The organism is Streptomyces sp. XY431 (assembly GCF_001279805.1).
In the GTDB taxonomy this organism is placed as follows: domain Bacteria; phylum Actinomycetota; class Actinomycetes; order Streptomycetales; family Streptomycetaceae; genus Kitasatospora; species Kitasatospora purpeofusca.
Genome location: NZ_LGDO01000492.1, coordinates 1 through 24,322 on the forward strand (window position 1 = coordinate 1; position 24,322 = coordinate 24,322).

At 73.7% G+C, this 24,322-nt stretch carries 22 protein-coding genes and 1 pseudogene; 11 read left to right on the plus strand and 12 right to left on the minus strand.

Annotation, left to right across the window (positions count from 1 at the left end; all coding sequences use genetic code 11):
• Nucleotides 1-111: 111 nt before the first annotated feature.
• Nucleotides 112-750 carry an Rv1733c family protein gene (locus ADK60_RS33940; RefSeq protein WP_053650759.1) on the minus strand — a complete coding sequence of 213 codons (639 nt, stop codon included), beginning with the start codon at nucleotides 748-750 and terminating at the stop codon, nucleotides 112-114.
• 52 nt (nucleotides 751-802) lie between these two features.
• Nucleotides 803-1,681: a universal stress protein gene (locus tag ADK60_RS33945; RefSeq protein WP_053650760.1), complete on the minus strand. Its 879-nt coding sequence runs from the start codon at nucleotides 1,679-1,681 to the stop codon at nucleotides 803-805.
• A gap of 369 nt (nucleotides 1,682-2,050) precedes the next feature.
• On the opposite strand from ADK60_RS33945, the gene ADK60_RS33950 reads away from it, so the two are divergent.
• From ADK60_RS33950 to ADK60_RS48245, 5 genes and pseudogenes are all read left to right on the plus strand, one after another.
• Nucleotides 2,051-3,427: an amino acid permease gene (locus ADK60_RS33950; RefSeq protein ID WP_079008918.1), complete on the plus strand. Its 1,377-nt coding sequence runs from the start codon at nucleotides 2,051-2,053 to the stop codon at nucleotides 3,425-3,427.
• Nucleotides 3,428-3,591: 164 nt separating this feature from the next.
• Nucleotides 3,592-4,815: an arginine deiminase gene (locus ADK60_RS33955; protein WP_053650761.1), complete on the plus strand. Its 1,224-nt coding sequence runs from the start codon at nucleotides 3,592-3,594 to the stop codon at nucleotides 4,813-4,815.
• Nucleotides 4,816-4,904: 89 nt separating this feature from the next.
• Nucleotides 4,905-5,909: an ornithine carbamoyltransferase gene (gene argF / locus ADK60_RS33960; RefSeq protein ID WP_053650762.1), complete on the plus strand. Its 1,005-nt coding sequence runs from the start codon at nucleotides 4,905-4,907 to the stop codon at nucleotides 5,907-5,909.
• A gap of 2 nt (nucleotides 5,910-5,911) precedes the next feature.
• Nucleotides 5,912-6,895: a carbamate kinase gene (locus ADK60_RS33965; protein WP_053650763.1), complete on the plus strand. Its 984-nt coding sequence runs from the start codon at nucleotides 5,912-5,914 to the stop codon at nucleotides 6,893-6,895.
• 132 nt (nucleotides 6,896-7,027) lie between these two features.
• Nucleotides 7,028-7,075: pseudogene (locus ADK60_RS48245) on the plus strand (hypothetical protein); the annotation flags it as partial.
• A 403-nt stretch (nucleotides 7,076-7,478) separates the two neighbouring features.
• Here ADK60_RS48245 and ADK60_RS33970 read toward each other — a convergent pair.
• The 3 genes from ADK60_RS33970 to ADK60_RS33980 form a co-directional block, all read right to left on the minus strand.
• Entirely contained in the window at nucleotides 7,479-8,348 is an 870-nt protein-coding gene (locus tag ADK60_RS33970) for a universal stress protein (RefSeq protein WP_053650764.1), read from the minus strand.
• A 217-nt stretch (nucleotides 8,349-8,565) separates the two neighbouring features.
• Nucleotides 8,566-8,961 carry a hypothetical protein gene (locus ADK60_RS33975; protein ID WP_063783349.1) on the minus strand — a complete coding sequence of 132 codons (396 nt, stop codon included), beginning with the start codon at nucleotides 8,959-8,961 and terminating at the stop codon, nucleotides 8,566-8,568.
• A gap of 553 nt (nucleotides 8,962-9,514) precedes the next feature.
• Nucleotides 9,515-10,249, minus strand: a complete 735-nt coding sequence (locus ADK60_RS33980; protein ID WP_053650766.1) for an HAD family hydrolase — start codon at nucleotides 10,247-10,249, stop codon at nucleotides 9,515-9,517.
• A gap of 219 nt (nucleotides 10,250-10,468) precedes the next feature.
• Between ADK60_RS33980 and ADK60_RS33985 the strand changes: the two genes are divergently transcribed.
• Nucleotides 10,469-11,197, plus strand: coding sequence for a GntR family transcriptional regulator (locus ADK60_RS33985; RefSeq protein WP_053650767.1), 729 nt, complete (start codon nucleotides 10,469-10,471; stop codon nucleotides 11,195-11,197).
• A 29-nt stretch (nucleotides 11,198-11,226) separates the two neighbouring features.
• Here the strand turns inward: ADK60_RS33985 and ADK60_RS33990 are convergent, their stop codons facing one another.
• Entirely contained in the window at nucleotides 11,227-12,300 is a 1,074-nt protein-coding gene (locus ADK60_RS33990; protein WP_053650768.1) for a zinc-binding dehydrogenase, read from the minus strand.
• Between the two features lie 138 nt (nucleotides 12,301-12,438).
• Nucleotides 12,439-14,505 (minus strand): alkaline phosphatase D family protein, encoded by a 2,067-nt coding sequence (locus ADK60_RS33995; protein WP_053650769.1) that lies wholly within the window; start codon nucleotides 14,503-14,505, stop codon nucleotides 12,439-12,441.
• 431 nt (nucleotides 14,506-14,936) lie between these two features.
• On the opposite strand from ADK60_RS33995, the gene ADK60_RS34000 reads away from it, so the two are divergent.
• From ADK60_RS34000 to ADK60_RS34020, 5 genes are all read left to right on the plus strand, one after another.
• Nucleotides 14,937-15,848: a phosphate/phosphite/phosphonate ABC transporter substrate-binding protein gene (locus tag ADK60_RS34000; RefSeq protein WP_053650770.1), complete on the plus strand. Its 912-nt coding sequence runs from the start codon at nucleotides 14,937-14,939 to the stop codon at nucleotides 15,846-15,848.
• Complete coding sequence (locus tag ADK60_RS34005) at nucleotides 15,848-16,561, plus strand: phosphonate ABC transporter ATP-binding protein (protein ID WP_053650771.1); 714 nt, start codon at nucleotides 15,848-15,850, stop codon at nucleotides 16,559-16,561. The genes ADK60_RS34000 and ADK60_RS34005 overlap by 1 nt, the downstream gene beginning before the upstream one ends.
• Nucleotides 16,558-17,379, plus strand: coding sequence for a phosphonate ABC transporter, permease protein PhnE (gene phnE, locus ADK60_RS34010; protein WP_053650772.1), 822 nt, complete (start codon nucleotides 16,558-16,560; stop codon nucleotides 17,377-17,379). Before ADK60_RS34005 ends, phnE begins: the two co-directional genes overlap by 4 nt.
• 300 nt (nucleotides 17,380-17,679) lie before the next feature.
• Nucleotides 17,680-18,513, plus strand: coding sequence for a CPBP family intramembrane glutamic endopeptidase (locus tag ADK60_RS34015; RefSeq protein WP_053650773.1), 834 nt, complete (start codon nucleotides 17,680-17,682; stop codon nucleotides 18,511-18,513).
• A gap of 469 nt (nucleotides 18,514-18,982) precedes the next feature.
• Nucleotides 18,983-19,654: an alpha/beta fold hydrolase gene (locus ADK60_RS34020; protein WP_199839818.1), complete on the plus strand. Its 672-nt coding sequence runs from the start codon at nucleotides 18,983-18,985 to the stop codon at nucleotides 19,652-19,654.
• A gap of 124 nt (nucleotides 19,655-19,778) precedes the next feature.
• Here the strand turns inward: ADK60_RS34020 and ADK60_RS34025 are convergent, their stop codons facing one another.
• The 5 genes from ADK60_RS34025 to ADK60_RS34045 are packed head-to-tail and all read right to left on the minus strand — an operon-like array spanning nucleotide 19,779 to nucleotide 24,297.
• On the minus strand, nucleotides 19,779-21,023 hold the full coding sequence (locus tag ADK60_RS34025) for a beta-ketoacyl-[acyl-carrier-protein] synthase family protein (RefSeq protein WP_053650774.1): 1,245 nt from the start codon (nucleotides 21,021-21,023) through the stop codon (nucleotides 19,779-19,781).
• Complete coding sequence (locus ADK60_RS34030) at nucleotides 21,020-21,340, minus strand: acyl carrier protein (RefSeq protein ID WP_053650775.1); 321 nt, start codon at nucleotides 21,338-21,340, stop codon at nucleotides 21,020-21,022. Before ADK60_RS34030 ends, ADK60_RS34025 begins: the two co-directional genes overlap by 4 nt.
• Nucleotides 21,337-22,431, minus strand: a complete 1,095-nt coding sequence (locus tag ADK60_RS34035; RefSeq protein WP_053650776.1) for a beta-ketoacyl-ACP synthase III — start codon at nucleotides 22,429-22,431, stop codon at nucleotides 21,337-21,339. Before ADK60_RS34035 ends, ADK60_RS34030 begins: the two co-directional genes overlap by 4 nt.
• On the minus strand, nucleotides 22,428-23,267 hold the full coding sequence (locus ADK60_RS34040; RefSeq protein WP_053650777.1) for an SDR family NAD(P)-dependent oxidoreductase: 840 nt from the start codon (nucleotides 23,265-23,267) through the stop codon (nucleotides 22,428-22,430). The genes ADK60_RS34035 and ADK60_RS34040 overlap by 4 nt, the downstream gene beginning before the upstream one ends.
• Before the next feature lie 28 nt (nucleotides 23,268-23,295).
• Nucleotides 23,296-24,297, minus strand: coding sequence for a 3-oxoacyl-ACP synthase III family protein (locus tag ADK60_RS34045; RefSeq protein ID WP_053650790.1), 1,002 nt, complete (start codon nucleotides 24,295-24,297; stop codon nucleotides 23,296-23,298).
• Between the last annotated feature and the right edge of the window lie 25 nt (nucleotides 24,298-24,322).

The following is a 24,322-nucleotide window of genomic DNA, read 5'->3' on the forward strand; positions in this document are numbered from 1 at the left end:
GCGCACGGGGCATCCGGACGAGCGGGAGAGCTCCGCGCCCCTCCCGCGGGTGGACCCGGCGAGTTCCGCCGGGCGGTGGCCGGCACCGGAGGGGGCCGTGGTGGCGCCCCGTCAGTCGTGGTGGCTGCCGCGCGGGGCGCGGCCGCTCCACACCGGCTCCAGCCGGGCCCAGGACCGCGTCCACGCCCGGTCGGCCCGACGGTCGAGGACACTCAGCCTCGCGAAGAGCCCGGCGGCGGCGAGAGCGCTGAGCAGGCCGAAGAAGAACAGGCCCAGGCACACGGCGTCGGCCACCAGGTCGGCGGTGCTCGGGGGCGTGGCGGCCGGCCGGCCGTTCCGGTCGACCCAGATGCCGATGGTGGCGCCTGGCTCGGTCTTCCGGGGGACGTCGATGACGCCGGTGTTGCTCCGGTCGGTGGGAAAGTTCCACGTGGCGTCCGCACGGTAGACGGTCCTCCCCCCGAGGACGGTGCTCTCCGCCTTCCGGACGGAGCCTTCCACCAGGGCCTCGACATGGTGCAGGACCGCGGTCGCGACCGCGGTCCGCTGTTGTTCGACGGTGAGGCGGACGGCGAAGGCTCCGGCCCCGAGAAGCCCCGCGAGCACGACCCCGAGAGCCGTGAGCACCACGGCGCGGCTCCGGGACAGGTCGAGCGTCCGGCCGAGTGGATTGCGCTCCCGTCCCAGGGCGCGGCGCAGGTGGCCGCACGGCGGCGCGGGCGGGCCCTCGGGCCGGTGGGTGCTGTTCATGGCGTGCTCCTTGTCGCTGCTCGGACGGGCGGTGGTGAGGGGCAGGCCCGGCTCACGGGTGGGGGACGACGGCGACCGGGGCCGCGCAGTGGTGCAGAACGGCATGGGTCACCGGACCGAGGCGCGGTCCCGCGAGGTGTCGGCGCTCCCGCCGGCCGACGACGACCAGGTCGGCGCGGACCGAAGCCTCCAACAGGGCCTGGGCTCCGCCGCCGGGGCGGACGTGCTCGACGATGTCGACGCCCGGGTGCTTCGCCCGGAGCTCGGTGAGGGACCGGGAGATCGGCGCCGCCCCGGTGGACTCCTGCGCGATGCGGTGGGTCCGGGGCGGTACCGGGCCCGCGAGTGCCCGGGCGGGCGGCCGGCTCCCGCCGTGGACGGCGCGCAGCCGGCAGCCGCGCAGCTCGGCCTCGGCGGCGGCGAATTCGAGGACGGTGTCATCGGGTTCACCCGCGTCGAGACCGACCAGCACCTCGCGGTCGCCCGCTGCGGTCGCCGGCCGCTCGCCGGGCGCCTGGCCGAAGCGGACCAGCACCGTGGGGACGGGAGCGCGCGCGGTCACCGCGAGTCCCACCGAGCCGACCAGGAGGCCGGCGAACCCGCCGAGTCCGCGGGACCCCAGCACCAGCAGGTCCTGCCCCTTCGCCGCGGCCACCAGCCCGTCGACGGGGTCGTCCGCGATCACCGCGGTCTCCACCGGCAGGCCCGGCTTGTCGCGCCGGATCCGGTCGGCGATCCCGCGGAGCGCGTCCAACGCCCTCGGCCGCAGGTCGCCGGGCCACGAGGCCTCGCCGTCCCCGGCGTCGAGCCAGGGCCAGGCATGCAGGAGCCGGAGCGCGGAGCCCCGGCGGCGGGCCTCCGCGGCCGCCCACAGGGCGGCGGCCTCGCTCTGCGGCGATCCGTCGATTCCGGCAAGGACCAAGCGGGTCATGGTGGCTTCCCTTCGTGACGCCGAGGGGCTCGGGCCGGAGAGGTCCGGCGCCGGGGCGTGCTCCGAATCTCCCGCCCGGGCGCCGGTTGCCAGAAGGGACCGAAGGGCCCGGCGACGGGCCGGTGGTCCCGGTCGAACCGGTCCCGGCCGGCACCGGGGCAGCCGCCGTCGTGCGGTTCGCGCACATGCGGGCCGCGGCGGGCCCGGGACCCGGGACTGCTGGTCCGGCCGGACCGGGACCGCCGGCACGGGAGATGGGGACCGTCGGCCCTCGGACGGACCGGCCCGGCGAGCCGAGGATCCTCCACAGCGAGCGGTGGGCAAGGCCACCCCCGCCACGGACTTCCACCCAGGTAGAGGAGCACCCTCATGTCCGCACCCGACCGCGGGAATCGACGGGCCGCCGCGGCTGCCCCGGGGCAGCGCGGACCCGACACACGTTTCGGTCTTCCCGCCGCGACCGCCCTGGTCGTCGGCAGCATCATCGGGACCGGGGTGTTCGCCCTGCCGTCCGCGCTCGCACCCTACGGGCCGATCGCCCTGGTGGCGTTCGTCGCCGTGACCGTCGGAGCCCTGGCGCTGGCGGTGGTGTTCGGGCGCCTGTCCGAGCGGGTGCCGGGCAGCGGCGGCCCGTACGTCTACGCCCGGGAGGCGTTCGGCGAGTTCGCCGGGTTCCTGACCGCCTGGTCGTACTGGATCACCGCCTGGGCGGGCAACGCGGCCATCGTCGTGGCGTGGGTCGGCTACGTCGAGGTGTTCGTCAACAAGGCCCACCACACCTGGGCGTCGATCACGATCGCGCTGGCCGGGCTCTGGCTGCCCGCGGTCGTCAACCTGACGGGCGTGCGGAACATCGGGGCCTTCCAGGTGGTCACCACCGTCCTGAAGTTCCTGCCGCTGGGCTTCATGGCCACGGCCGGACTGCTGTTCGTCAGGTCCGGCAACTTCGGGGCCTTCAACGCGAGCGGTGGCTCGGCGCTCGGCGCGGTCTCGGCGGCCGGTGCCATCGCCCTGTTCAGCTACATCGGTCTGGAGACCGCTTCGGTCGCCGCCGGCCGGGTCCGGGACCCGAAGCGCAACGTGCCCCGGGCGACCGTGTACGGCACGCTGGCCTGCGCGGCGATCTACCTGCTCGGTACCCTGGCCGTGTTCGGCACCGTCCCGCACGACCGACTCGGCTCCTCCGCCGCACCGTTCACGGATGCCATGAACAACATCGCGGGCGGCCACTGGGCCGGAAACCTGGTCGCCGCCGCGGCGATCGTCTCCGGGCTCGGCGCACTCAACGGCTGGACCCTGATCTGTGCGGAGATGCCCATGGCCGCCGCACGGGACGGACTGTTCCCGGCCGCCTTCGCCCGCACCCGCGGCCGCGGCGAGGTACCCGCGTTCGGCATCGTCTCGGCGACGGCCCTCGCGTCGCTGCTCACCGTGGTCAGCTACACCAGCTTCACCAAGGTGTTCACCGAGATCGTGCTGCTGAGCGTGCTCACCGCCGTGATCCCGTACCTGGTCTCGGCCGCCGCCCAACTGTACTGGCTGGCACAGCGCGGCCGGGCGGAGCTGGACCGGCGGCGATTCGCCAGGGACGTCGTCGTCACCGTCCTGGCGCTGGCCTTCTCGTACTGGTCGATCCAGGGCAGCGGCTACCGGACCGTCTACTACGGGCTGTTCACGATCCTGCTCGGCATCCCGGTCTACATCTGGCTCAAGCGACCGCACACCCGGCCGGCCTCGGCGGCCTGACCGTCGCCGACGGTCCGACCGCCGCCACGGCAGCGACCCACCGCGACGGATCGCTGCCGGAGCGGCCCGAACCCGCCGCCCTGGCGGCCTGCCGACAGCCACCCAGCCCTCCGGTGGCGCGACACCCCCGCGCCACCGGTACCGAACCCCCAGGAGTACCCCTGATGTCCACCCTTCGTGTCGACTCCGAGGCGGGCCGCCTGCGCCAGGTGATCCTGCACCGCCCCGGCCTGGAACTGGCCCGGCTGACCCCGCGCAACGTCGACGGCCTGCTCTTCGACGACATCCTGTGGGCCAAGCGCGCCCGCGAGGAGCACGACGCCTTCGCCCAGGTCCTGCGCGACCACGGTGTCCGGGTCCACCACTACGCCGAGCTGCTCGCCGAGTCCCTCGAACTGCCTCCGGCCCGCGCCTGGTTGCTCGGCCAGGTGGTCACCCCGGCTGTCGTCGGCCCGGCTCTCGTCGAGCCGGTGCGGGAGCTGTGCGAACAGCTCGACGGCGCCACCCTCGCCGAGTACCTGATCGGCGGCGTGCTCAAGGACGACCTCCCGCTGACGAGCCCGCACAGCCTGCTCTGGAACACCCTCGGGGAGCAGGACTTCGCCCTCCCGCCGCTGCCCAACCACCTCTTCCCCCGTGACAACTCCTGCTGGATCGGCAGTCGTTACAGCCTCAACCCGATGGCCAGGCCGGCCCGCCGACGGGAGACCCTGCACACCGCGGCGATCTACCGCTTCCACCCGCTGTTCGCCGAGACCGTGCCGCCGCTGCTCGACGGCACCACCACCGCCCCGGGGCTGAGCCTCGAAGGCGGCGACGTCCACGTCGTCGCCCCGGGCGTGGTCATGGTCGGGATGAGCGAGCGCACCACCGCCCAGGCCGTCGAAACCCTCGCCCAGCAGCTGTTCCTGACCAACACCGCGCACCGGCTGATCGCCGTCCGCCTGCCGGAGAGCCGGGCGTTCATGCATCTCGACACCGTCATGACGATGATCGACCGGGACACCTTCACTGTCTACCCGGGCCTGGCCCACCAGTTGCGGTCGTGGACGCTCACCCCCGCACCCGAGCGACCGGTCGGCTTCGACGTCCGACCCGACGCCGACCTCACCGTCTCGCTCGCCGAGGCCCTGGACCTGGACAAGGTCCGGTTCCTGTCGGCCGAGCAGGACGCCCGCACCGCCGAGCGCGAACAGTGGGACGACGGCTCCAACTTCCTCGCCCTCGCACCCGGCGTCGTCGTCGGTTACGAGCGCAACACCACCACCAACACCCACCTGCGCAAGCAGGGCATCGAGATCGTCACCATCGCCGGCTCCGAACTCGGCCGGGGCCGCGGCGGCCCGCGCTGCATGAGCTGCCCGATCCAGCGCGACCCCGTCGACTGACTGACTGACTGACTGACCGACCGACTCGACCGACCGACTCGACCGATCGACTGACTGACCGACCGACCGACCGGCAAGGAGAACCCGTCATGACCGTCGACCTCAACGGCCGCCACTACCTGCGCGAACTCGACTTCACCGCCGCCGAGATCCACCAACTCCTCGACCTCGCTGCCGAACTGAAGACCGCCCGCCGGGCGGGCACCGAGACCGCTCGCCTCACCGGTCGCAGGATCGCCCTGATCTTCGAGAAGAACTCCACCCGGACCCGCTGCGCCTTCGAGGTCGCCGCCGCCGACCAGGGCGCCACCACCACCTACCTCGGCCCGGACAGCTCCCACATCGGCCACAAGGAGAGCCCCGCCGACACCGCCCGGGTGCTGGGCCGGATGTACGACGCCATCGAGTACCGCGGCTTCGACCAGGACACCGTCACCGAACTCGCGGCCCACGCCGGCGTCCCCGTCTACAACGGGCTCACCGACCGGTGGCACCCGACCCAGAGCCTGTGCGACGTGTTCACGATGCGCGAGCACACCGGGAAGCCGCTGGAGGAGATCTCCTTCTGCTACCTCGGTGACGCCCGCAACAACACCGCCCACTCCCTGATGGCCATGGGCAGCCTGCTCGGCATGGACGTGCGCATCGCCGCCCCGCGCGACCTGTGGCCCGACCCGGCGCTCGTCTCCGAGTGCCTGCTGCTGGGCCAGGAGAGCGGTGCCCGGTTCACCCTGACCGACGAGCTGGAGGAGGCCGTGCGCGGTGCGGACTTCCTCTGCACCGACGTGTGGGTGTCCATGGGCGAGGACCACGCCCAGTGGCCGGAGCGCATCGCCCGGCTGCTGCCCTACCAGGTCAACGCCAAGACGATGGCGGCGACCGGAAACCCGGACACCGCCTTCCTGCACTGCCTGCCCGCCCTGCACGACCGCCGCACCGACCTCGGCGCCGAACTCGCGGCCGGGCACGGCCTCGACGGCCTCGAAGTGACCGATGACGTCTTCGAGTCGCCCGCCTCGCTGGTCTTCGACCAGGCCGAGAACCGCATGCACACCATCAAGGCGATCCTCGTCGCCACCCTGGGGAGGAAGTGACCATGCGCATCGTCGCCGCCCTCGGCGGGAACGCCCTGCTCCAACGGGGCGAGCACCCCGACGCCGCCGTACAGTCCCGGCACGTCCACGACGCCGCCCGCTCGCTCGCCGAACTCGTCACCGCCGGGCACGAGGTGGTGATCACCCACGGCAACGGTCCGCAGATCGGTCTGCTCGCGCAGGAGAGCGAGAGCGACCCGGCGCTCACCGCGCCGTACCCGCTGGACGTCCTCGGGGCCCAGACCCAGGGCATGATCGGCACCCTGCTCGCCCGTGAACTCATGGGCCGGCTGCCGGGCCGCGCCGTCACCGCGCTGGTCACCCACACCGAGGTCGACCGCCGCGATCCCGCATTCCAGCGGCCGGCCAAGTTCATCGGCGGACAACTCACCGGCGAACAGGCCCGGACGATGGAGGTCGAGCGCGGCTGGACCACCGCGCGGGACGGTACGTGCATGCGCCGCGTGGTTCCCTCCCCGCAGCCGAAGGCGATCGTCGAGCTGGCGGCCGTCCGGGCGCTGCTGGCCGCCGGAACCGTGGTCGTCGCCGCCGGCGGGGGAGGGGTCCCGGTGACCCGCGATCCGGACAGCGGCCGGGTGCGCGGGGTCGAAGCGGTCGTCGACAAGGACCTCACCGCCGCGCTGCTCGCCCGCCGGCTCGACGCCGACGCGCTGCTGATCCTCACCGACGTCACCCATGTGTTCACGGGGTACGGCACGACCCACCCCCGTCCGCTGGCCACCGTGACCCCCGCGACCCTGCGCGCACTCGACCTGCCCGAGGGTTCGATGGGCCCCAAGGCCGAGGCCGCCGCCGGATTCGCGGAGCGGACCGGCCGGATCGCCGCCATCGGCCCGCTGGACAACGCACTCGGCACGCTGCTGGGAACCACCGGCACCACCGTCCGGGCCGCCGTCGAGGGCGGGAGAGCCGCCTCCGGGGCCACGGCGGCAGGCGACCTCGCCGTAGCGCACACCACAGCCTGACCCACGAGGAAGGAGGCCCGCGATGAGCCTCCGGATCCGACCCGGCACCGAGACCACGCTGACGACCCGCGGCGAGGTCACCCTCGCCGCGCCCGAGTACGCCAGGACGACGCTGCTCGCCGTCCTCCGGATCTGAGCGGGCAGCCGTTCGTCTTCTTCACCAACGGCGAGACCGGTCGCGGCAATGTCCCGTACCACCGCTACGACGGCCACTACGGCCTCGTCACCCCTGCGCGACAGCCGGCCCCGGATCGCGCCGCACGTCCGCGTGCACGGCCCGCCCCCGAAACCACGGTGGCGGGCCACGGCGTTGGGCGGTGGTGGTCCGGACGTGCGGTTGTCCCGCGGCACCGTCGACAACGGATCCACGCCGCTGCTCGGTCGCTCCTTCGGCGACCGGCCGTCGACTGCTGTCGGCGCCCGTCGAGGACACGTCCGTCGAGGACACGCCCGTCGAACGTCGCGGGCCGGCGTCGCCACACGTCGAGCGCGGGCCGGAAGCCGGATGCCGCGTCCACCGGGGGTGGACGCGGCATCGGAGCGGCGTTCCTCGTGCCCGGTGCCGGAGGGCGCCGGGGCTCCGTCAGTTGTGCGGGACGACGGCGACCGGTGCCTGGGCATGGTGGATCACGGCGTGGGCGACCGGGCCGAGGCGCAGGCCCAGGCGGTGGTGGCGTCGGCGGCCGACCACCACGAGGGCGGCGTTGCCGGACGCGTCGACCACCGCGCCGGCGCCGCCGCCGATCCGGGTGTCCTCGACCACGGTGACCTCGGGGTACTTCGCCCGCCATCCGCTGAGTGCCAGGCCGAGCAGCTCGGCCTCGATGGCGCGGAACCGCTCGGTCTCGACCGGCGGGGCCACCCAGCCCGCGTAGCCCCAGACGGGCGGCGGGGTCCAGCCGTGAACCGCGCGCAGCACGGCCGCACGTGCCGCGGCCTGCTGGAAGGCGAATTCGACGACCTCGTCCGCCGGGGCACGGGTGTCGACGCCGACGACCACCTCGGTGGCCCCGTCGGCACCGGCCGGCTGTGTCTGCGCGGCCCGGACCAGGACCACGGGCACCTCGCACCGTGCCGCGACGTCCAGACCGACCGACCCCACCAGCAGGCCCTCGAAGCCGCCCAGGCCCAGCGAACCGACGACGAACAGCTCGGATTCGGCCGCGGCAGCGAGCAGCGAGGCGGTGGGCTCGTGACCGGCCAGCAGCCCGGTGTGCACCTCCAGCCCCGGGTGGGCCGAGCGCACCTGCCGCGCGGCGTCGTCGAGCAGACGCTCGGTCAGGGAGCCTACCTGTGCCGGCCGGCCGGGATCGGCACGGACGTCGTCCTCCCAGGTCCAGGCGTGGACGAGTCGCAGGGCCTGGCCGCGGCGCACCGCTTCGTCGGCCGCCCACCGCGCCGCCGCGGTGCTCTCGGCCGAACCGTCGATGCCGGCCAGTACGGACTTGCTCATGGCAGTACCCCGCCTTCCGTTGTTCGGGACCGCCTCGGGCACGACCGCCCGGGGCCGGGACCAGCCTCGCCGAGGGCGGCCCCGCGTCCCAGGGCCGGCCGGGTCCGCAGGTGGGGTCCAAGGTCCCGGATGTGCGAAGGCGCGCACCCGGACGTCCCGGGTGCGCGCCTTCGGCCGGTCGGCGGAGGGCGTGGCCGTCACGGTGAGGTCCGGAGTCTCAGCAGGCCGCCGGGGACAGCGGGAAGGCGATGTCGTAGGCCTGTTCCGTCCCGCCCCGCAGGAAGACCAGCCGGACCGTCAGCACACCGACGTCCGGACCCACGGTGGGGCGCCCGCAGATGCTGCCGTCGGTCCGCAGCCCGTCGGCGCCGAGCCCGTGGGCGCCCCCGTAGTCGAGGTAGTGGCGACCCCGGTCGTCGACGGCCTCCAGCCAGAGGAACAGCGGCGGCACACCGGGCGCGTCGGGGATGAGGTCGCCCGGGAGGGGCGGGGTGACGGAGTAGGTGACGGTGAACCCCTCCGCCGTCGTGGTCAGCGTGTGGACGGTCAACTCGTGCAGACCGTCCAGGATCCGGACCCGGCATCCGCCGCCGGTGGTGCCGTGCGTGCTCATCGCGCCGACCACCGATCGGGTCCGCGCAGCAGTCGGGCGGCCACGGCCGACCGGCCGGATCTGATGCGGTGAGTCACGTCATTCCCTTCGGAACCGAGCCCGTTCGGACCCTCAACCCTGGCAAGCCGACCGGACCGGGGACAAGGTCCGCAGGCGTCAGGGTGTTGTAGGGAACGCCCGGGCCGTCCTTCGGCCCGGGGAGGCGATCGCGCACCAGCGCGAGGCCCGGTACACCGACGCGGCGCAGCCGTCGCAGCCGTCGCAGCCCCCGAAGTCCCGCCAGGCCCGCGAACACCGCCACGGCGAATGCGACTCCGGTCGCCGCGCCCACGATTCCTCCCTTTGCCGGAGCAGCACCTGCGCCGGATGCGCCGCTCACGGCTCCCGCGCCGCCCCGGCCCCTGACGCTTTCATGATTCGACCACCCTCGTCCTTGACGCCACGTTGACGCGGTTACCGCGGTAGCCGCGGGGTCGGCTCCGGCCCACAGCGCCGTGACCGGCGTCATCGCCTTCGCGCCCGGATCAGCGCCGCCGGATTCGGGTCCGGTCGATCAGGAGAGCGGCGATCGGAGGAGTGCCGCAGCGGTGGCGTCGGTGGCGGCGCCGAGAACGGCGGGCAGGGCTGTGACGCTGTCGAGGATGTGGGTGTGGGGCACGGTCGCGAAGTCGGTGTCGGTGTGGGAGCCGGTGCGGACGGCGGCGGCGATGCGTGCGCCGGCTCGGTGGGCGGCGAGGAGGTCACTGGTGGTGTCGCCGACGGCGGCGAGGTGGTGGACGGATTCGGTGCCGGTGCGCAGCAGGGCGGTGAGGAGCATGTCGGGGTGGGGGCGGCCGCGACCGGCGTCGGCGGGGGAGAGGGCGAGGGGGACGAGGTCGTGCCAGCCGAGGGCACGCAGGATGCGGTCGCGGGTGGCCGGGGAGAAGCCGGTGGTGAGGACGACGTGGTAGCCGACGGTGCGCAGGTGTTCGATGGTGTCGGCGGCGCCGGGGATCTCTCGGACGCCGTCGGTGTCGACGGACCGGTCGTAGGCGGCTTCGAAGGCGTGGTTGGCGGTTCGGGCGCGGTGCTCGTCGCCTGCGGTCAGGGCGCGGAAGACCTCGATCTTGGACTGGCCCATGGTGTCGAGGGCGTAGGCGACGGCGGTGTCGTGCTCGGGGCTGCCGGTGGGGATGCCGATGGTGCCGAGTGCGTGGTGGAAGGCGGCCAGGACGGCGCCGTCGTCATGGACGGTGGTGCCGGCCATGTCGAGGCAGACGAGCTGGATGGGAAGGGGAGCGGTGGTCATGGTGGGTCCTGTTCGTGAGGAGGTGCGGGGAAGGGGGACGTCTGGTGGCGGCTTATCGTGACAAGGAGTGGGTTGTTCACCCAATGGATGCCGGGACGGAGTGGCGGCACTGCCCGGAAAGGGCCTGAAAAGAAGGCTCGGTGTGGGCCCGGACGCGGTGGACAACATGTGGTGACAGGTGGTGCGGGCGCGGGTGGTGGTGCCTGTAGGGTCGGTTCCGTGAAGGAGTCACTGCACGGCGTGGTCGCCGCCGAACTGCGTCGGCGGATCAGGAGCGGGTCACTGAAGGTGGGCGAGTTCCTGCCCTCGGAGGCGGAGTTGTGCGAGGAGTTCGCGGCCTCGCGGACACCGGTGCGGCAGGCGCTGGCGGCGCTGCGGGAGGAGGGGCTGGTCAGCGGCGGCCAGGGGCGGCGTTCGGTGGTGCTGGACGCGGTGCCCTCGCAGCCGTTCGAGTCACTGCTCTCCTTCACCACCCGGGCCCGGCTGACCGGGCACATCCCCGGCCAGCGCCTGCAGGAGATCGCCCTGCGCCGGGCACCGGCGGCCGTCGCGGCGGCGCTGGAGCTGGACCCCGACGTGCTGGTGGTGCAGTTGCTGCGGTTGCGGCTGCTGGACGGGCGTCCGGCGATGCTGGAGCGGATGACGTACATCGAGGCGGTGGGCCGTCCGCTGCTGGACGCGGACCTGGACGCGGGCTCGATCTACGCGCTGCTGACCGCGAACGGGGTGGAGCTGGCGGCGGCCCGGCACACCTTCGACGCGGTGGCCGCCGACGAGGTCGACGCACAGCTGCTGGAGGTGGGGGTCGGCACGCCGCTGCTGCGGGAGCGGCGGCTGACCAGGGACGCGCGGGGCGTGGCGGTGGAATGGTCGGAGGACCGCTATCGGCCGGACGTGGCGAACGTGACGGTGACCAACACGCGTTCGGCGCGCTCCGCGCAGTTGTAGCGCCCTCTCCCGCGGGTGGGGGCGAGCTTTCACCGGGGGTTGGGGGCGAGGGCCTGGCGGGGGGCGGCGCCGGTGCGGGCGGCTTCGACGGCGTCGGCGATGCGGTCGAGGGGGTGGGGGGCGGCGACGAGTTCCGCGAACGGAAAGTCGCGGTGGTGGGCGGCCAGGAAGCGGACGGCGGCGTCCAGGTGCTTCGGGCGGTAGTTGTGGACGCCGGTGACGGTGTGCAGGCCGCGCACGAGGCGTTCGGGGTCGAGGGCGACGGCGGGGCCGGGTGAGACGGAGCCGACGAGGACGGCGCGGCCGCCGACGGCGAGCGAGTCCAGGCAGCGCTGGACGGCGGCGGGGTGGCCGGAGAAGTCGAGGGCGATGTCGGCCGGGCCGGCCTCCTCCGCGCTGTCGAGGGCGGTGCTCGCGCCGAAGCGCAGGGCCTGGGTGCGGCGTTGCCGGTCGGGATCGACGGCGGTGACGCGGGCCCCGGCGGTGGCGGCCATCGCGACGGCGGTCAGGCCGAGCATGCCGGCGCCGGTGATCAGCACCCGGCGCCCGGCGAGTGGGCCGGCGGCGTCGAGGGCGGCCGCGACGGTGGCGGTGGCGCAGGAGGCGGGGCCGGCGACGGCGTCGGGCACCTCCGTGGGGACGGCGACGACGGCGGTACCGGGCAGCACCACGCAGTGGGTGGCGAAGCCGCCGTTGAGCGGGGCGTCGGGGGACCACGGCTCGTGGCCGTACTTGCGCAGGTCCAGGCACTTGTTCGGCAGGTCGCCGGTGCAGCGCTCGCAGACGCCGCAGGACGCGGCCACGGACCAGACCACCCGCATGCCCTCCTCGGCCGGGAGGCCGTCCACACAGCGCACGCCGCCCGCGCCGACGCCGACCACTGTGCCGACCTGCTCGTGGCCGAGCAGGGAGGGGACCGGGGAGGGGCGGCGGCCTTCGACGGTGTGCAGGTCGCTGCCGCAGATGGTGGCGAGGTCGATGCGGACCAGCAGTTCGCCGGGGCCGGGGGTGCGGGGGGTGCTGCTCTCCAGCAGGGCGAAGGGCCGCTGGACGCCGTCCCAGCGGGCGAGGCGGACCGGGATCGTGTCGGTGGTGACGCTCATGCACCGAACTTGTCATGAAACTCGACCCTGATCAAGTACTTGTCATGACAAGAGACGAGAAGAATGGGTGAACCCCTGCCCCCGCCGACGGGTCGCGGCGTGGGCAGGGGTCCGGAAGCGGTGTTCGTGGGTCAGGCGTCAGGCGGGGTGGCCGAGGTCGGTGGCGGTGCGGTGGACCTCGAACAGGCGCCTGCCGTCGCGGTTGATCCAGGTGGCGGTGAGCGTCGCGGGGGAGACGGTGGTGTCCGCGACGAGCTTGAGGAAGGTGTAGGGCTCCACCGCGCCGGCGACCAGGGCGGGGTTGCCGGCGTTGAGGCCGGAGATGGTGCTGCCGTGCAGCGGGCTGACGACGAACTGCCACAGGTCGTAGCCGATCCGGGGACCGTAGTCGAGGGCCTGCGAGCTGTGGATGTCGCCGCTGACCAGGAAGCAGCCGGGGATCCTCTCGGCCGCCAGGAAGTCGAGGAGGGCGTCCTTCTCGTACTGGTAGGTCGCCCAGTCGTCGGTCTCGGCGTTGCCCTTGTCGTCCCAGATCATGCCGGAGGCGATGGCCTTGAACGGGGCGGTGCTCGCGCGCAGGGCGGCACGCAGCCAGTCCCACTGGACCTGGCCGAGGCAGGTGGTCCTGGTGGGGTCGGCGAAGCTGGGGGCGGTGGTGCTGAACCAGCGCGGGTCGAGCAGGAACACCTCGATCGGGCCGCGGCGGAAGGAGGTGTGGACGCCCTGCCCGGCGGTCCTGGTGGTCAGGCGGGTGCCGTCGGCGGCGTGGCCGAAGGAGGCGTTGGCGCGGTAGTCGACGAACGCCGCGCGGGTGTTGGCCTTGCCGCTGAAGGAGCCGTTGACGCCGTTGGTGCCGAAGTCGTGGTCGTCCCAGGTGAACCAGGTCGGTGTGGTGGCGATCAGCCCGGCGAGCTCGGGCTGGGCGAGGAAGGTGCGGTGCTTGGCGCGGGCCACGGCGAGGTCGCCGGAGTCGATGTAGGGGTTGTCGCCGAGCATGACGAAGCTGTCGCAGCCCTCGGTGGCGATCCGGGTCCACACCGGGTTGGGGTCGGACGGGGCGCAGGAGCCCAGTCCCATGGTGACCACCGCGGCCGCGCCCGCGGCCGGGGAGGTGGTGAAGGACCCGGCCAGCGGGGTGAAGCCGGGCGCGGCGACCGCGGGGGCGATGGTGAACCCGTAGCGGGTGGCGGCCCGCAGACCTGCGACGTCGGCCAGCAGCGTGTTGTCGTTGGCGGTCGAGACCGGGACGTCCACGGCGGTGGTCCAGCCGTCGGCCCGGCGCACGGTGCAGCGCCAGGTCGGGTACGCGACGGGGTCCAGGCCGGGCCGGGCCCACAGCCGCGCGGTGGTGGTGTCGACGTGGCCGACCAGCGGTCCGACCGGGGCCTGCGCGGGCATCGGGGTCGGCACCACGGCGGGCGCCGTCCCGGCCCTGACCCGCGCCACGTACCCGGCCAGCGCGGTGAAGAACGCGACGCTGTCCTGCACCGCGGCAACCGGCTGGATCGCTGTCCCGGCGCTGTCGAAGCACTTGTCGACGGTCAGGCTGGTCACCAGGAAGCGGCCCGCGCCGTACGCGCCCTCCAGCAGGGCCGGCGCGGTGCCGCTCGCGGTGCAGGCCAGCAGCACCCGCATCGTGCGCCAGCTGTCGACGGTCTCCCAGCTGACCCGGATGCCGGAGGCGCGGCCGGTGAGCACCTTGCCGCCCACCACCGGCAGCGCGGCCACCAGTGGGTGGTCGACGGCCACCGGCAGGACCGTGTCGTAGTCGGCGTCGGTGCGCACCGCGGTGAGCGCGGACGGCAGGTAGGAGACGGCCGCGCCGAACTGGTCGGACTGGGCCAGGTCCAGCACGGTGCCGCCGGCGGCCGCGAAGTCCCGCAGCGAGGCGGCCTGCGCGGCCACGTAGGCCGGGTACGCCGTGCCGTTGTTGGTGAAGCTGCCGAACGCGATCAGGTCGACGCCCTGTGCGGTCGCGGCCTTGGCGGTGTCCAGCGGGACGACGGTGAAGCCGGCCCGGCGCAGCAGTTCGGCCAGGCCGGTGGCCCTGGTCCACGGGTCCAGGTACTCCAGCACCGCGGCACGCGGTGGGGCGGCGGTGTCGGCGTGGGCGGGCGTGGTGAGGGCGGTGGTGGCGACGGCGGTGGTCAGCGCGGCTGCGCCGCCGACCAGGAAGGACCGTCGGTGGATTCCGTCTTGGTTCATGGCAGGTGTTCCTCCTTCGGCCGAAACCGTCGCAGCGAAGCTGCCCCAGCGACAATGACCTGTCACTACAAGTCATTCACTGTTCACTCGTCGGGTGCCATGAACGGCCGCCCGACTGCGAGCCGCACTCCCTTTCCGATGCGCGCACGGAAGGTCGATGGCCAGGCTGTCCAGCTGTTCGTCCCCCATCCCGGTCGACCTTCCCCCGCCGGGAGGGGAGGTCACGGGTGGGTGAACAGGAAATGACTTGTCACAACAAGCGGTTGACCGGTGGCGGTGGAGCCTGACAGCGTTCCGACTGCCGGACCTCCGGCGGCGCCCGGGCGGTCACCGCCGGCCCCGTCCTCCGGCCCCTCCCCACTGCACCCCTCTTTGCTCGCTCTCCTTTCTCGTTCCCCTTGCTCGCCCTTCCTGCTCACCCGGAGCCCACCGTGCGTCTTCGTCCCCTCGCCCTGCTGCTCACCGGCGCCCTCGCCGCGCTCTCCCTGACCGCCTGCGGCAGCGGCGGCTCCTCCTCGGACGCGAAGTCCGCGACCTGCCCGGGCGGGAAGATCCGCTTCGGCGTCGAGCCCTTCGAGGACCCCGCCAAGCTCACCCCCGCCGCCAAGGTGCTGGCCGACTCCCTGGGCGAACAGCTGAACTGCCCCGTGCAGCTCACCATCACCGAGGACTACTCCGCCGAGGTCCTGGCACTGCAGAACGGCAAGCTCGACATCGCCATGTTCGGCCCGCTCGGCTACGTCTTCGCCCAGCAGCGGGCCGGCGCCGAGGCGGTGGCCTCCTTCGGCGACAGCACCGGCAAGGTCTCCAGCTACACCGCCGGCATCTGGGTGCCCGCGGACTCCCCCGTCCAGAGCGTCAAGGACCTCGCCGGGAAGTCCCTCGCGCTGTCCTCGGTCGGCTCCACCTCCGGCGACGCGCTTCCCCGCAAGGCCATCGTCGACGCCGGCCTCAAGCCCGAGGACGTCAAGGTCAACTACGCCGGCGGCCACGCCGAATCGCTGCTCGCCCTGGCCAAGGGCACCGTCGACGCCGCCGAGATCAACTCCCAGCAGCAGGCCAGCGCCACCGCGTCCAAGACCTTCGACCCCGCCAGGTTCCGCAAGGTCTGGGCCTCCGACGCCATCCCCAACGACCCCATCACCGTCCGCGGCAACCTCGACCCCGCGTTCAAGAAGGCCGTCGCGGACACCCTGCTGCACCTGCCCGCCGACAAGGTCGGCCAGATCGGTGCCCTGCTGGCCGTCAAGCCCGCCGCCCCGCTGGTCGCTGTCGACAAGTCCACCTACCAGCCGCTGTTCGACCTCGCCGCCACCCTCCACCTCACCGACAAGGACCTCTGATGCTGGCGCTCTCCGCCATCACGGTGCGCTACGGCGAACGCGACGTACTGCGCGGCGTCGACCTCACCGTCCCGCGCGGCCAGTTCCTCGCGGTGCTCGGCGCCAACGGCTGCGGCAAGTCCACCCTGCTGCGCGCCGCCGCCGGCCTGGAGCCGACGGCGGAGGGCACCGTCACCCTCGACGGCAGGGCGGCCGACCCGCTCGCCCTCGCCACCGTCTTCCAGCAGCTCCACCTCGTGGCCCGGCGCACCGTCCTCGACAATGTGTGCGCCGGCGCCCTCGGCCGGCTCCCGCTGCGGCAGTCCCTGCACCCGCGCCTGTTCCCCCGCGAGCTGCGGGAGGAGGCCATGGCCTGCCTGGACCGGGTCGGCCTCGCCGACCGCGCCCACGACCGCGCCGACCGCCTCTCCGGCGGCCAGCAGCAGCGCGTCGCCGTCGCCCGGGCGCTGTGCCAGCGGCCCGAGGTGATCCTCGCCGACGAACCCGTCTCCGCCCTCGACCCCGCCGCGACCGAACAGGTCCTCGCCCTGCTCGCCGAACTCGCCCATCAGGAAGGACTCGCCGTGGTCGCCGTCCTGCACCAGCCCTCGCTCGCCGCCCGGCACGCCGACCGGATCGTCGGCCTGTGCGAGGGCCGCATCCTGCTCGACGGCGAACCCGACCAGAACGTCGACCACCTCTACCAGCCCGCACTCGCCGAGAGCCTCCGATGACGACCGCCCCCCGCCCCCTGCGCCGCCTGCCCGTCCCGGGCCGTCCCCGTCGGCCCCGCGCCGCCGTCACCGCGGTGGTCGTCACCGCGGTCCTCGCCGTCGTCCATGTGATCGCCTGGAACACCACCGAGATGTCCCTCGGCGCGCTCGTCGACGGCTGGCACGGCATGGCCTCCTTCGTCTCCGAGGCGTTCCCGCCCCGCCTCGACCGGTCCGTCCTGACGTCCAGCATCGACGCCGCCCTGGTCACCCTGTGGATCGGTCTGCTCGGCACCACCCTGTCGATCCCGCCCTCGCTGCTGCTCGCCCTGCTCGCCGCCCGCGGTGTCGCCCCCTCCGTCGCCGTCCAGCAGGCGGCGCGCTCCCTGCTGTCCTTCCTGCGCTCCGTCCCCGACGTGGTCTTCGCCCTGGTCTTCGTCACCGCCGTCGGCCTCGGCCCCTTCCCCGGCGTCCTCGCGCTGGTCGTCCACAACGTCGGCGTGATGGGCAAGCTCTGGGCCGAGGCGATCGAGGACGCCGACCCCGGCCCCTCCCGCGCGCTGCGTTCCGCCGGCGCCGGCCGCGTCCAGACCGCCCTGCACGCCCTGCTGCCCACCGTCACCCCCCGGCTGGCCGGCCTGCTCCTCTACCGCCTGGACGTCAACGTCCGCGCCTCCCTCATCCTCGGCCTGGTCGGTGCCGGCGGCATCGGCTTCCTCATCAACCAGTCGATCAAGCTGTTCCGCTTCGACGAGATGCTCACCCACATCCTGGTGGTCCTCGTCCTGATCATCGCCGTCGACCAGCTCTCCGCCGCCGTCCGCCGCCGCCTGACCTGAGGCCGCCCGACCTGAAGGCGCCTGAGCTGAGGCCGCCGGATCCGTACGCTGCCCGCTCCCGGTGGAGGACCGGCGGCGGGCAGCGTGCCGTCCGGCTGTGCGACGGTCCGACCGGTGGAAGGTCGGCCCCGGCACGTGGGGCGATCATGCCGCCGATACAATTTTCATACGGATGGAATATCACATGGCGACATTATGTCTGTCATGGGACAATACGTCCCGTCGTTGACGCGGGTGGTCTCCAAAGGGGCGGGCTGTGCGGCGGCATCGTTGTTGTCGTAGGCGAACGGAGACCTGTTCATGTCCGCAATCGAGTCCCCTCCCCAGCGCGGTCGGCGGCTGACCTGGCCGTGGTTCCTGGTGGTGGTCGTCGTCTACCTCGCGATCATCCAGGGCCTGGGCGCGCTGATCGGGGCCGACCGGGGCGGATCGGCCAGCCAGTTCCCGACCACCGAGGTGGTGGTCCGCAACGGGCTGATCCCGATCGGCCTGTCGGTGTTGTTCGGCGCGGCTGTCGTGACCTGGCTCGGCTGGTGGGGCGAGGTCCTGCGCTACCGCGCACCGGTGCGCCGCTGGGTGTGGTTCGTGCCGATCTCGATGCTGGCCGCGGCCCTGCTGGGCATGAACTACCCGAACCTGGCCGACCAGCCCGTCTCGTTGGTGCTGAGCCTGATCGCCATGACGGCCTGCGTCGGCATCGGTGAGGAGCTGATGTTCCGCGGGATCGGTGTGCAGGTCTTCAAGCGGGCCGGGCTCAGCGAGGGCAAGGTCGCGCTGTACTCCTCGCTGATCTTCGGCGCGGTTCACCTCAGCAACGCGTTCGGCGAGGGCGCGCAGGCCGTTCTCCAGGCCGTGATCGTCTCCACCTCCGGCTACTTCTTCTACCTGTGCCTGCGGGTCGGCGGCACCCTGCTGCTGCCGATGCTCGTGCACGGGCTGTGGGACCTCGGGCTGATCTCCAGCCTGGTCGGCAGCGAGAACAAGGCGTACGCCGGGATGGTCCTGCCGATCCTGCTCCAGGTCGTCCTGATCGTCCTGGTGGTCGTCAAGCGCCGCTCCATCGCGGCGGAGACCGTCCCGCTCGCCGCCGACGGCCCGGCGACGCCCGAGCCCGTGACCGCGCCCGGACAGTGAGCCCGGGCCGGCTCGGACACTGACCCCGGGCCGGTTCGGCCGCTCGCGCCGGTCGGTGGCAGGTGGCACCGTCTCCACCGCCGGTGCGGTGCCGCCTCGGCGAGGCGGCACCGCACCGGGCGGGACCTCGCCGCTCGGCTCCTCCCCGGGCGAGCGGGACGGTGTGCGGTGGTTCGGGCGGTGGGCCGGGCAGAGTGCCGCCGCGTCGAGCAGGCCGGCGCTCACCCCGAGCCGGTGGTCGGCGGGGCAACGAGGACCACGTCTGCCGTTGTGCCTTCAACGGGCCCGGGGCCAGGTGTAGTTTCGGTTCCTGGTGTGCGTGTGCGTTGCGGGCGGTACTGGACGGCGCGTTCGGTCCGGCGGCCCGGGCGGCCCCTGACGGTCCGATTCCTTCGGGCGGGGGAGGAGAAGGTGAGGTGTCAGGTCCATGATGGATCCGGTCGACCCGGCCGTCCCGCAGGTTCGGACGATGACTCGCCCCGATGCGGTCCTGCGCGGGGAGGAGGTCGGTGCCGGACCGACCTATCTCCTGCTTCATGCCGGTGGCGAACGCCGTACGGTGTGGGCGCCGGTCAGCGAAGTCCTGGTCGGAGCCGGCTTCCGCTGCGTCGCGTTCGACCAGCGGGGCCACGGCGAGAGTGACGGCAGTCCTCGGGCGCTGTCCCCCTGTGCGGAGGACGTCGCCGCAATGGTCCGCGCCGAGCCGCCGGGCTGCGTGGTCGTCGGTGCCTCGCTGGGCGGGCTCGCCGCTGTCGCCGCCCTCGCCGATCCGGCGACACGGGCAAGGGTGGCGGGACTGGTGCTGGTCGATGTCGTCCCCTGCCTCGACCCCTCCCGGGTCCGCCGTTTCCTCGCCGCAGGCGGCCTGACCGGCGCCTACACCCTGCTCGTCGAGGACATCCTCGGCCAGGTCCCACGGCTCCGGCGGATCACCGCGGAGCTCGACCTCCCCGTCCTGCTCGTCCACGGCGACACCGGCTCCTCGGTCACCGCCGAGGACATCGACCAGCTTCTGTGCCTGGCTCCGCGCACCACCGTCCGGTCCGTCCGGGGAGCCGGGCACCTCATCGCCCGGGAGCAGCCCGCAGCCTTGGCCCGGAACATCATCGCCGTCACCACGGCATGGCACGGCCAGCAGTGATGCCGGGCTCGTGGGGCAGAACCGGGGCCCGGGCGTCAGCCCCTCCGGAGATCCCTGTGCGCCGGGGCCCGCGTCCGTCGGCGGCCGCGGTGCGGGCGAGCACCAGCGCCACCGGCCGGTGGCGTCAGCCCGGGGACGGGTCGGCGGGTGCGAAGGCGAGGGCGGTGTTGTGGCCGCCGAATCCGGCCGAGGTGCTCAGCGCGAGCCGAAGGCGCTGGTGACGGGGGCCGTCGCGGACCAGGTCGATCTTGCCGGTGTCCGGGTCGGGGTGGGCGAACCCGGCCGTTCCGGGCACGAGCTGGTACTGCACGGTGAGGACCGTCAATGCCGCCTCGATGGCGCCCGCCGCGCCCATCGTATGGCCGAGTACGCCCTTGGCGGAGGTGACCGACGGGGGACGCCGGGCGAAGAGCCGGTGGATCAGGCGGGCCTCCGCGGAGTCGTTGAGCGGGGTGCTGGTGCCGTGGGCGTTGATGTGATCGACGTCGTCGGGAACGGCCCCGGCCTCGGCGAGGGCCAGTCGGGCGGCTCCTTCGAGACCACGGGCGTCCGGGTGCGGTGCGACCGGGTGGAAGGCGTCGGCGGCCGTCCCGGTGCCGACCAGCAACGCCCTGGGTACGGCCCGACGTGCCACCGCGTCCGCCCGGCGTTCCAGGACGAGGAAGCCCGCTCCCTCGCCGATGACGAAGCCGTCACGGTCCGCGTCGAACGGACGCGAGGCGCGGGTGGGATCGGTGTTGCGGGAAAGGGCCTTCATCCGGGCGAACCCGGCGACGCAGACCGGGGTGATCATGGCATCGGTGCCTCCGGCCAGGGCGATGTCGCAGGCTCCGGCGCGGAGCAGCAGGGCCGCGGTGTGGACGGCGGTGGCCCCGGAGGCGCAGGCGGTGGCGGTGTGCATCACCGGGCCCGTCGCGCCGAATTCGATGGCGAGTCGGCCCGCTGCCATGTTCGGCAGGAAGGCGGGAAGCGTCATGGGGGACACGGCGGCGGGGCCCAGGGTGCGCAGGCGTTCTGCCGCGTGCTCGTAACTGCCCACGCCGCCGGCCGCGGAGCCGAGGACCACCGCGACCCGTGCGCCGTCCCAGCGGGCGGGATCGAGGCCCGCGTCGGCGACGGCCTCCCGGGCCGCGGCGAGGGCGAAGCGGGTGGCGCGGTCCAGCTGCCAGGACCGGCGCCCTCCGGCCGGCGCGGCGGGGTCGTCGGGGACCCGGCAGGAGAGTTCGACGGGGAGACCGGTGAGCGCCGGGTCGGGGGCGGCCGTGCCGAGGGCTCCGAGGACGCCGCTCCAGGTCGGCCCGGCTCCGTGGCCGGCCGGGGTGACCAGGCCGATCCCGGTGACGGCGAGCGGTGGCCGGGCCGCGCTCATGCGGACGTGTCGAAAGTGTCGGACGTGTCGGGAGCGTCGGCCGGGTCGGACGTCGCGGACGTGCCGGGCTGCCGGCCGGACTGTGCGAGCAGGCCGTGGATGCGGTCGACGAGTCCGCCCACCGTCACATCGGCGGTCGAGTCCTGGTCGTCGTCCAGGGGCACACCCCAGTGGTCCTGGAGGCTGAAGACCAGTTCGACCCGGGCGAGCGAGTCGAGGTCGAGGTCCTCCAGGGTGGCGTCGTCGTCGATCGAGCCGGGCGGAGCCTCGAACTTCTCGGTGAGCAGGGTGACCAGGTGTTCGCGGACGGCGTTCACGGTGGGCTGACCTCCTGGTGGTCGTGGAGCGGCGGGCGGGGTTCGGGGGCGGCCGTCCGCGCGGGTGCGTCCGGCCAGAGCAGGGTCGCGGACGCCCAGGTGAGGCCGCCGCCGAAGGCGGTGAGCAGGGTGCGCGCGCCCGGGGTGCAGGCGTGCCGGGCGGCGGCGTCCGCGAGGGCGAGCGGTACGGAGGCGCCCGCGGTGTTGCCGACCTCGCGGATGTTGCCGAAGCGGTGCTGCGGCGGGATGCCGAGGCGGTCGGCGACGGCGTCCAGGATCCGCTGGTTGGCCTGGTGCCCGATGAAGGCCCGGACCTCCTGGGGCCGCCAGCCGGTGCTGGCGAGGACCGCCTCGGAGGAGGAGGCCATGCGGCGTACGGCGTGGGCGTAGACCTGGCGTCCGCGCATCCGGAAGCAGCGGTCGCCGCGTCCGGGGGGATCGCTGGTGGGCGGCCGTGAGCCGCCCGCGGCCACGGTGATCAGGTCGCTTCCACCGCCGTCGCTTCCCCAGTCGGTCTCCAGCAGCGCCCCGGGCTCGGTGGCGTCCCCCAGCCGGAGCGCCACCGCGGCGGCGGCGTCGCCGAAGAGCGGCGCGGTGTCGCGGTCGAAGGGGTCGACGATGGTCGAGTACTTCTCGGCGGCGACCACCAGGGGCGCCCGGCAGGTCCCGCTGCGGAGCAGGGCGGAGGCCGTGGCCAGGCCGTAGAGGAAGCCCGAGCAGACGGCCGAGAGGTCGAACGCGGGGACCGGTCCGAGACCGAGTCGGTGGGCGACCTCCGGTGCGGTGGCGGGGCAGGGCCGGTCCGGCGTGGTGGTGACCAGCAGGAGCAGGTCCGGTCGTGGGCCCCGGGAGCCGGTGGAATCGATCGCCGCGCGGGCGGCGGCCGTGGCCAGGTCTCCGGTACTGACGGTGGGTCCGGCCAGCCGCCGGCGGTGGATGCCGGTGCGGCTGGTGATCCACTCGTCGGTGGTGTCCAGGTGGCCGCGGGCGATGACCTGGGCGTTGGTCACCACCAGGGGCGGGAGGCAGGACCCGATACCGGCGATCACCGCCCTGGCGCGGTCGGAGGGGGCGGAGGGCGGGGAGGTCATGCCGCGGCGAACGGGGAGGGCGGCTTGGGGGTGCCCGCGAGACCGCCGTCGGGGACCGAGAGGCCCCCGTCCAGGGCGATCGCCTGCCCGGTGAGGAAGGCGGACGCGGGCGAGGCCAGGAACAGCGCCGCCGCGGCGACCTCCTCCGGTTCGGCCCAGCGCCCCATGGGGACGTGGGCCAGCAGCCAGTCGCTGAGCGCGGCGTCGGTGTGGACGGCGGCCGTCATGTCGGTGCGGACCCAGCCGGGGCAGAGGGCGTTGACCCGGATCCCGCCGCGGGCCCAGCCGGCGGCGAGACTGCGGGCGAGGGAGACCTGGGCGGCCTTGGTCGCGGCGTACGCCTCCATCATGGGCGTGCCGACCAGACCCGCGACCGAGGACATCAGCACCAGGCTGGCGCTGTCCGACCGCGCCAGGTACGGGTGGGCGTGCCGGCAGATCGCGGCGGTGGCGTTGAGGTTCACCGAGACCACCTGGTCCCAGGCGGCCTGGGGCAGGTACTGGAGCGGTGCGAGGAGCGTGCTGCCGTCCGGGTTCGTGGGCAGGACACCGGCGTTGTGGACGACGATGTCGAGGCCGCCCAGGGCCTCGGCGGCGCGGTCGACGAGCACGGCCTGCCCGGTGTCGGCGAGATCACCGGGTACCAGGACCGGGGATTCCCCGTACCGGAGCACCTGGTCGGCCGTGTGCTTCAGCGCGGGCCCGGTGCGGGCGGAGAGGGCGAGCCGGGCTCCGGCCTGGGCGAGCGCGACGGCCACGGCCCGCCCGATGCCGCGCGAGGCGCCGGTCACCAGTGCGCGCCGGCCGTCGAGGCGGAAGTGGTTGAGGACGGTCATGAGGGCTTCCTCCGGTTCCGGCGGGGTGTCAGTCGGGGTTCCGGGCGGGGGCGGGCAGGGAGCGGGCCCCCGTCCAGGTGAGCAGGGTGCTGCCCCAGGTCAGGCCGGCCCCGAAGACGCAGACGAGCACGCGCGCCCGGTCGGCCAGCAGACCCCGGGCGGCGGCGTCGGCCAGTGCGAACGGAGCGGAGGCCGCACCGATGTTGCCCGTCAGGTCTCCGGTGATGTGCAGGCGTTCGGCCGGGATGCCGATCCGGTTCGCGACGGCGCGCAGGAGCAGTGGATTGGGCTGGTGGGTGATGAAGGCGTCGACGTCGTCGAGTCCGAGGCCGTGGTGGGAGAGGGCCTGCTCGACCAGTCGGGGGAAGATCTCGGTGATGAAGTCGCGTACGGCTCGGCCGTCCATGTGGATGTGGTGCAGCCCCGCGTCCAGGCTCGCGGTCCCGGCGGGTATCCGGCTGCCGCCGGCGGGGATGAGCACGTGGTGCGCGCCGCGGCCGTCCGAGCCGAGGTGGAAGTCGTGGAAGCCGCCGTCCCCGTCGACCGGGCCCAGGACCGCCGCGGCAGCGCCGTCGGCGAAGAGGACGGCGGTGCCGCGGTGGGTCGGGTCGACGAACTTCGAGTAGGCCTCGACGCCGACCACCGCCGCGTGCCGGGCGCCGGGCGTCGTGGCCAGCCAGGCGTGCGCGACCTTGGCGGCGAACAGCCAGCCGGAGCAGGCCGCGCTGACGTCGAGTGCGACGGCGTTGGTGGCGCCCGTCAGGGCCTGGACGCGGCAGGCGGTGGCCGGCCCGAGCTCGTCCGGTGTGGAGGTGGCCGCGACGACGAGGTCGAGCCGGTCCGACGTGATTCCGGCGGCTTCGCAGGCGGCCAGTACGGCGGCCGCCGCCAGGTCCGAGGCGGCCTCGTGGGGTGCGGCCCGGTGCCGTTCGGTCACGCCGGTGCGTTCGGTGATCCAGGCGGCCGAGACACCGGCGGGCGGGCCGACCTCGTGGTTGCCGCGGACCGTGGCGGGCAGGTGGGTGCCCATGCCGAGGACGCCGATGCCCGGGGAT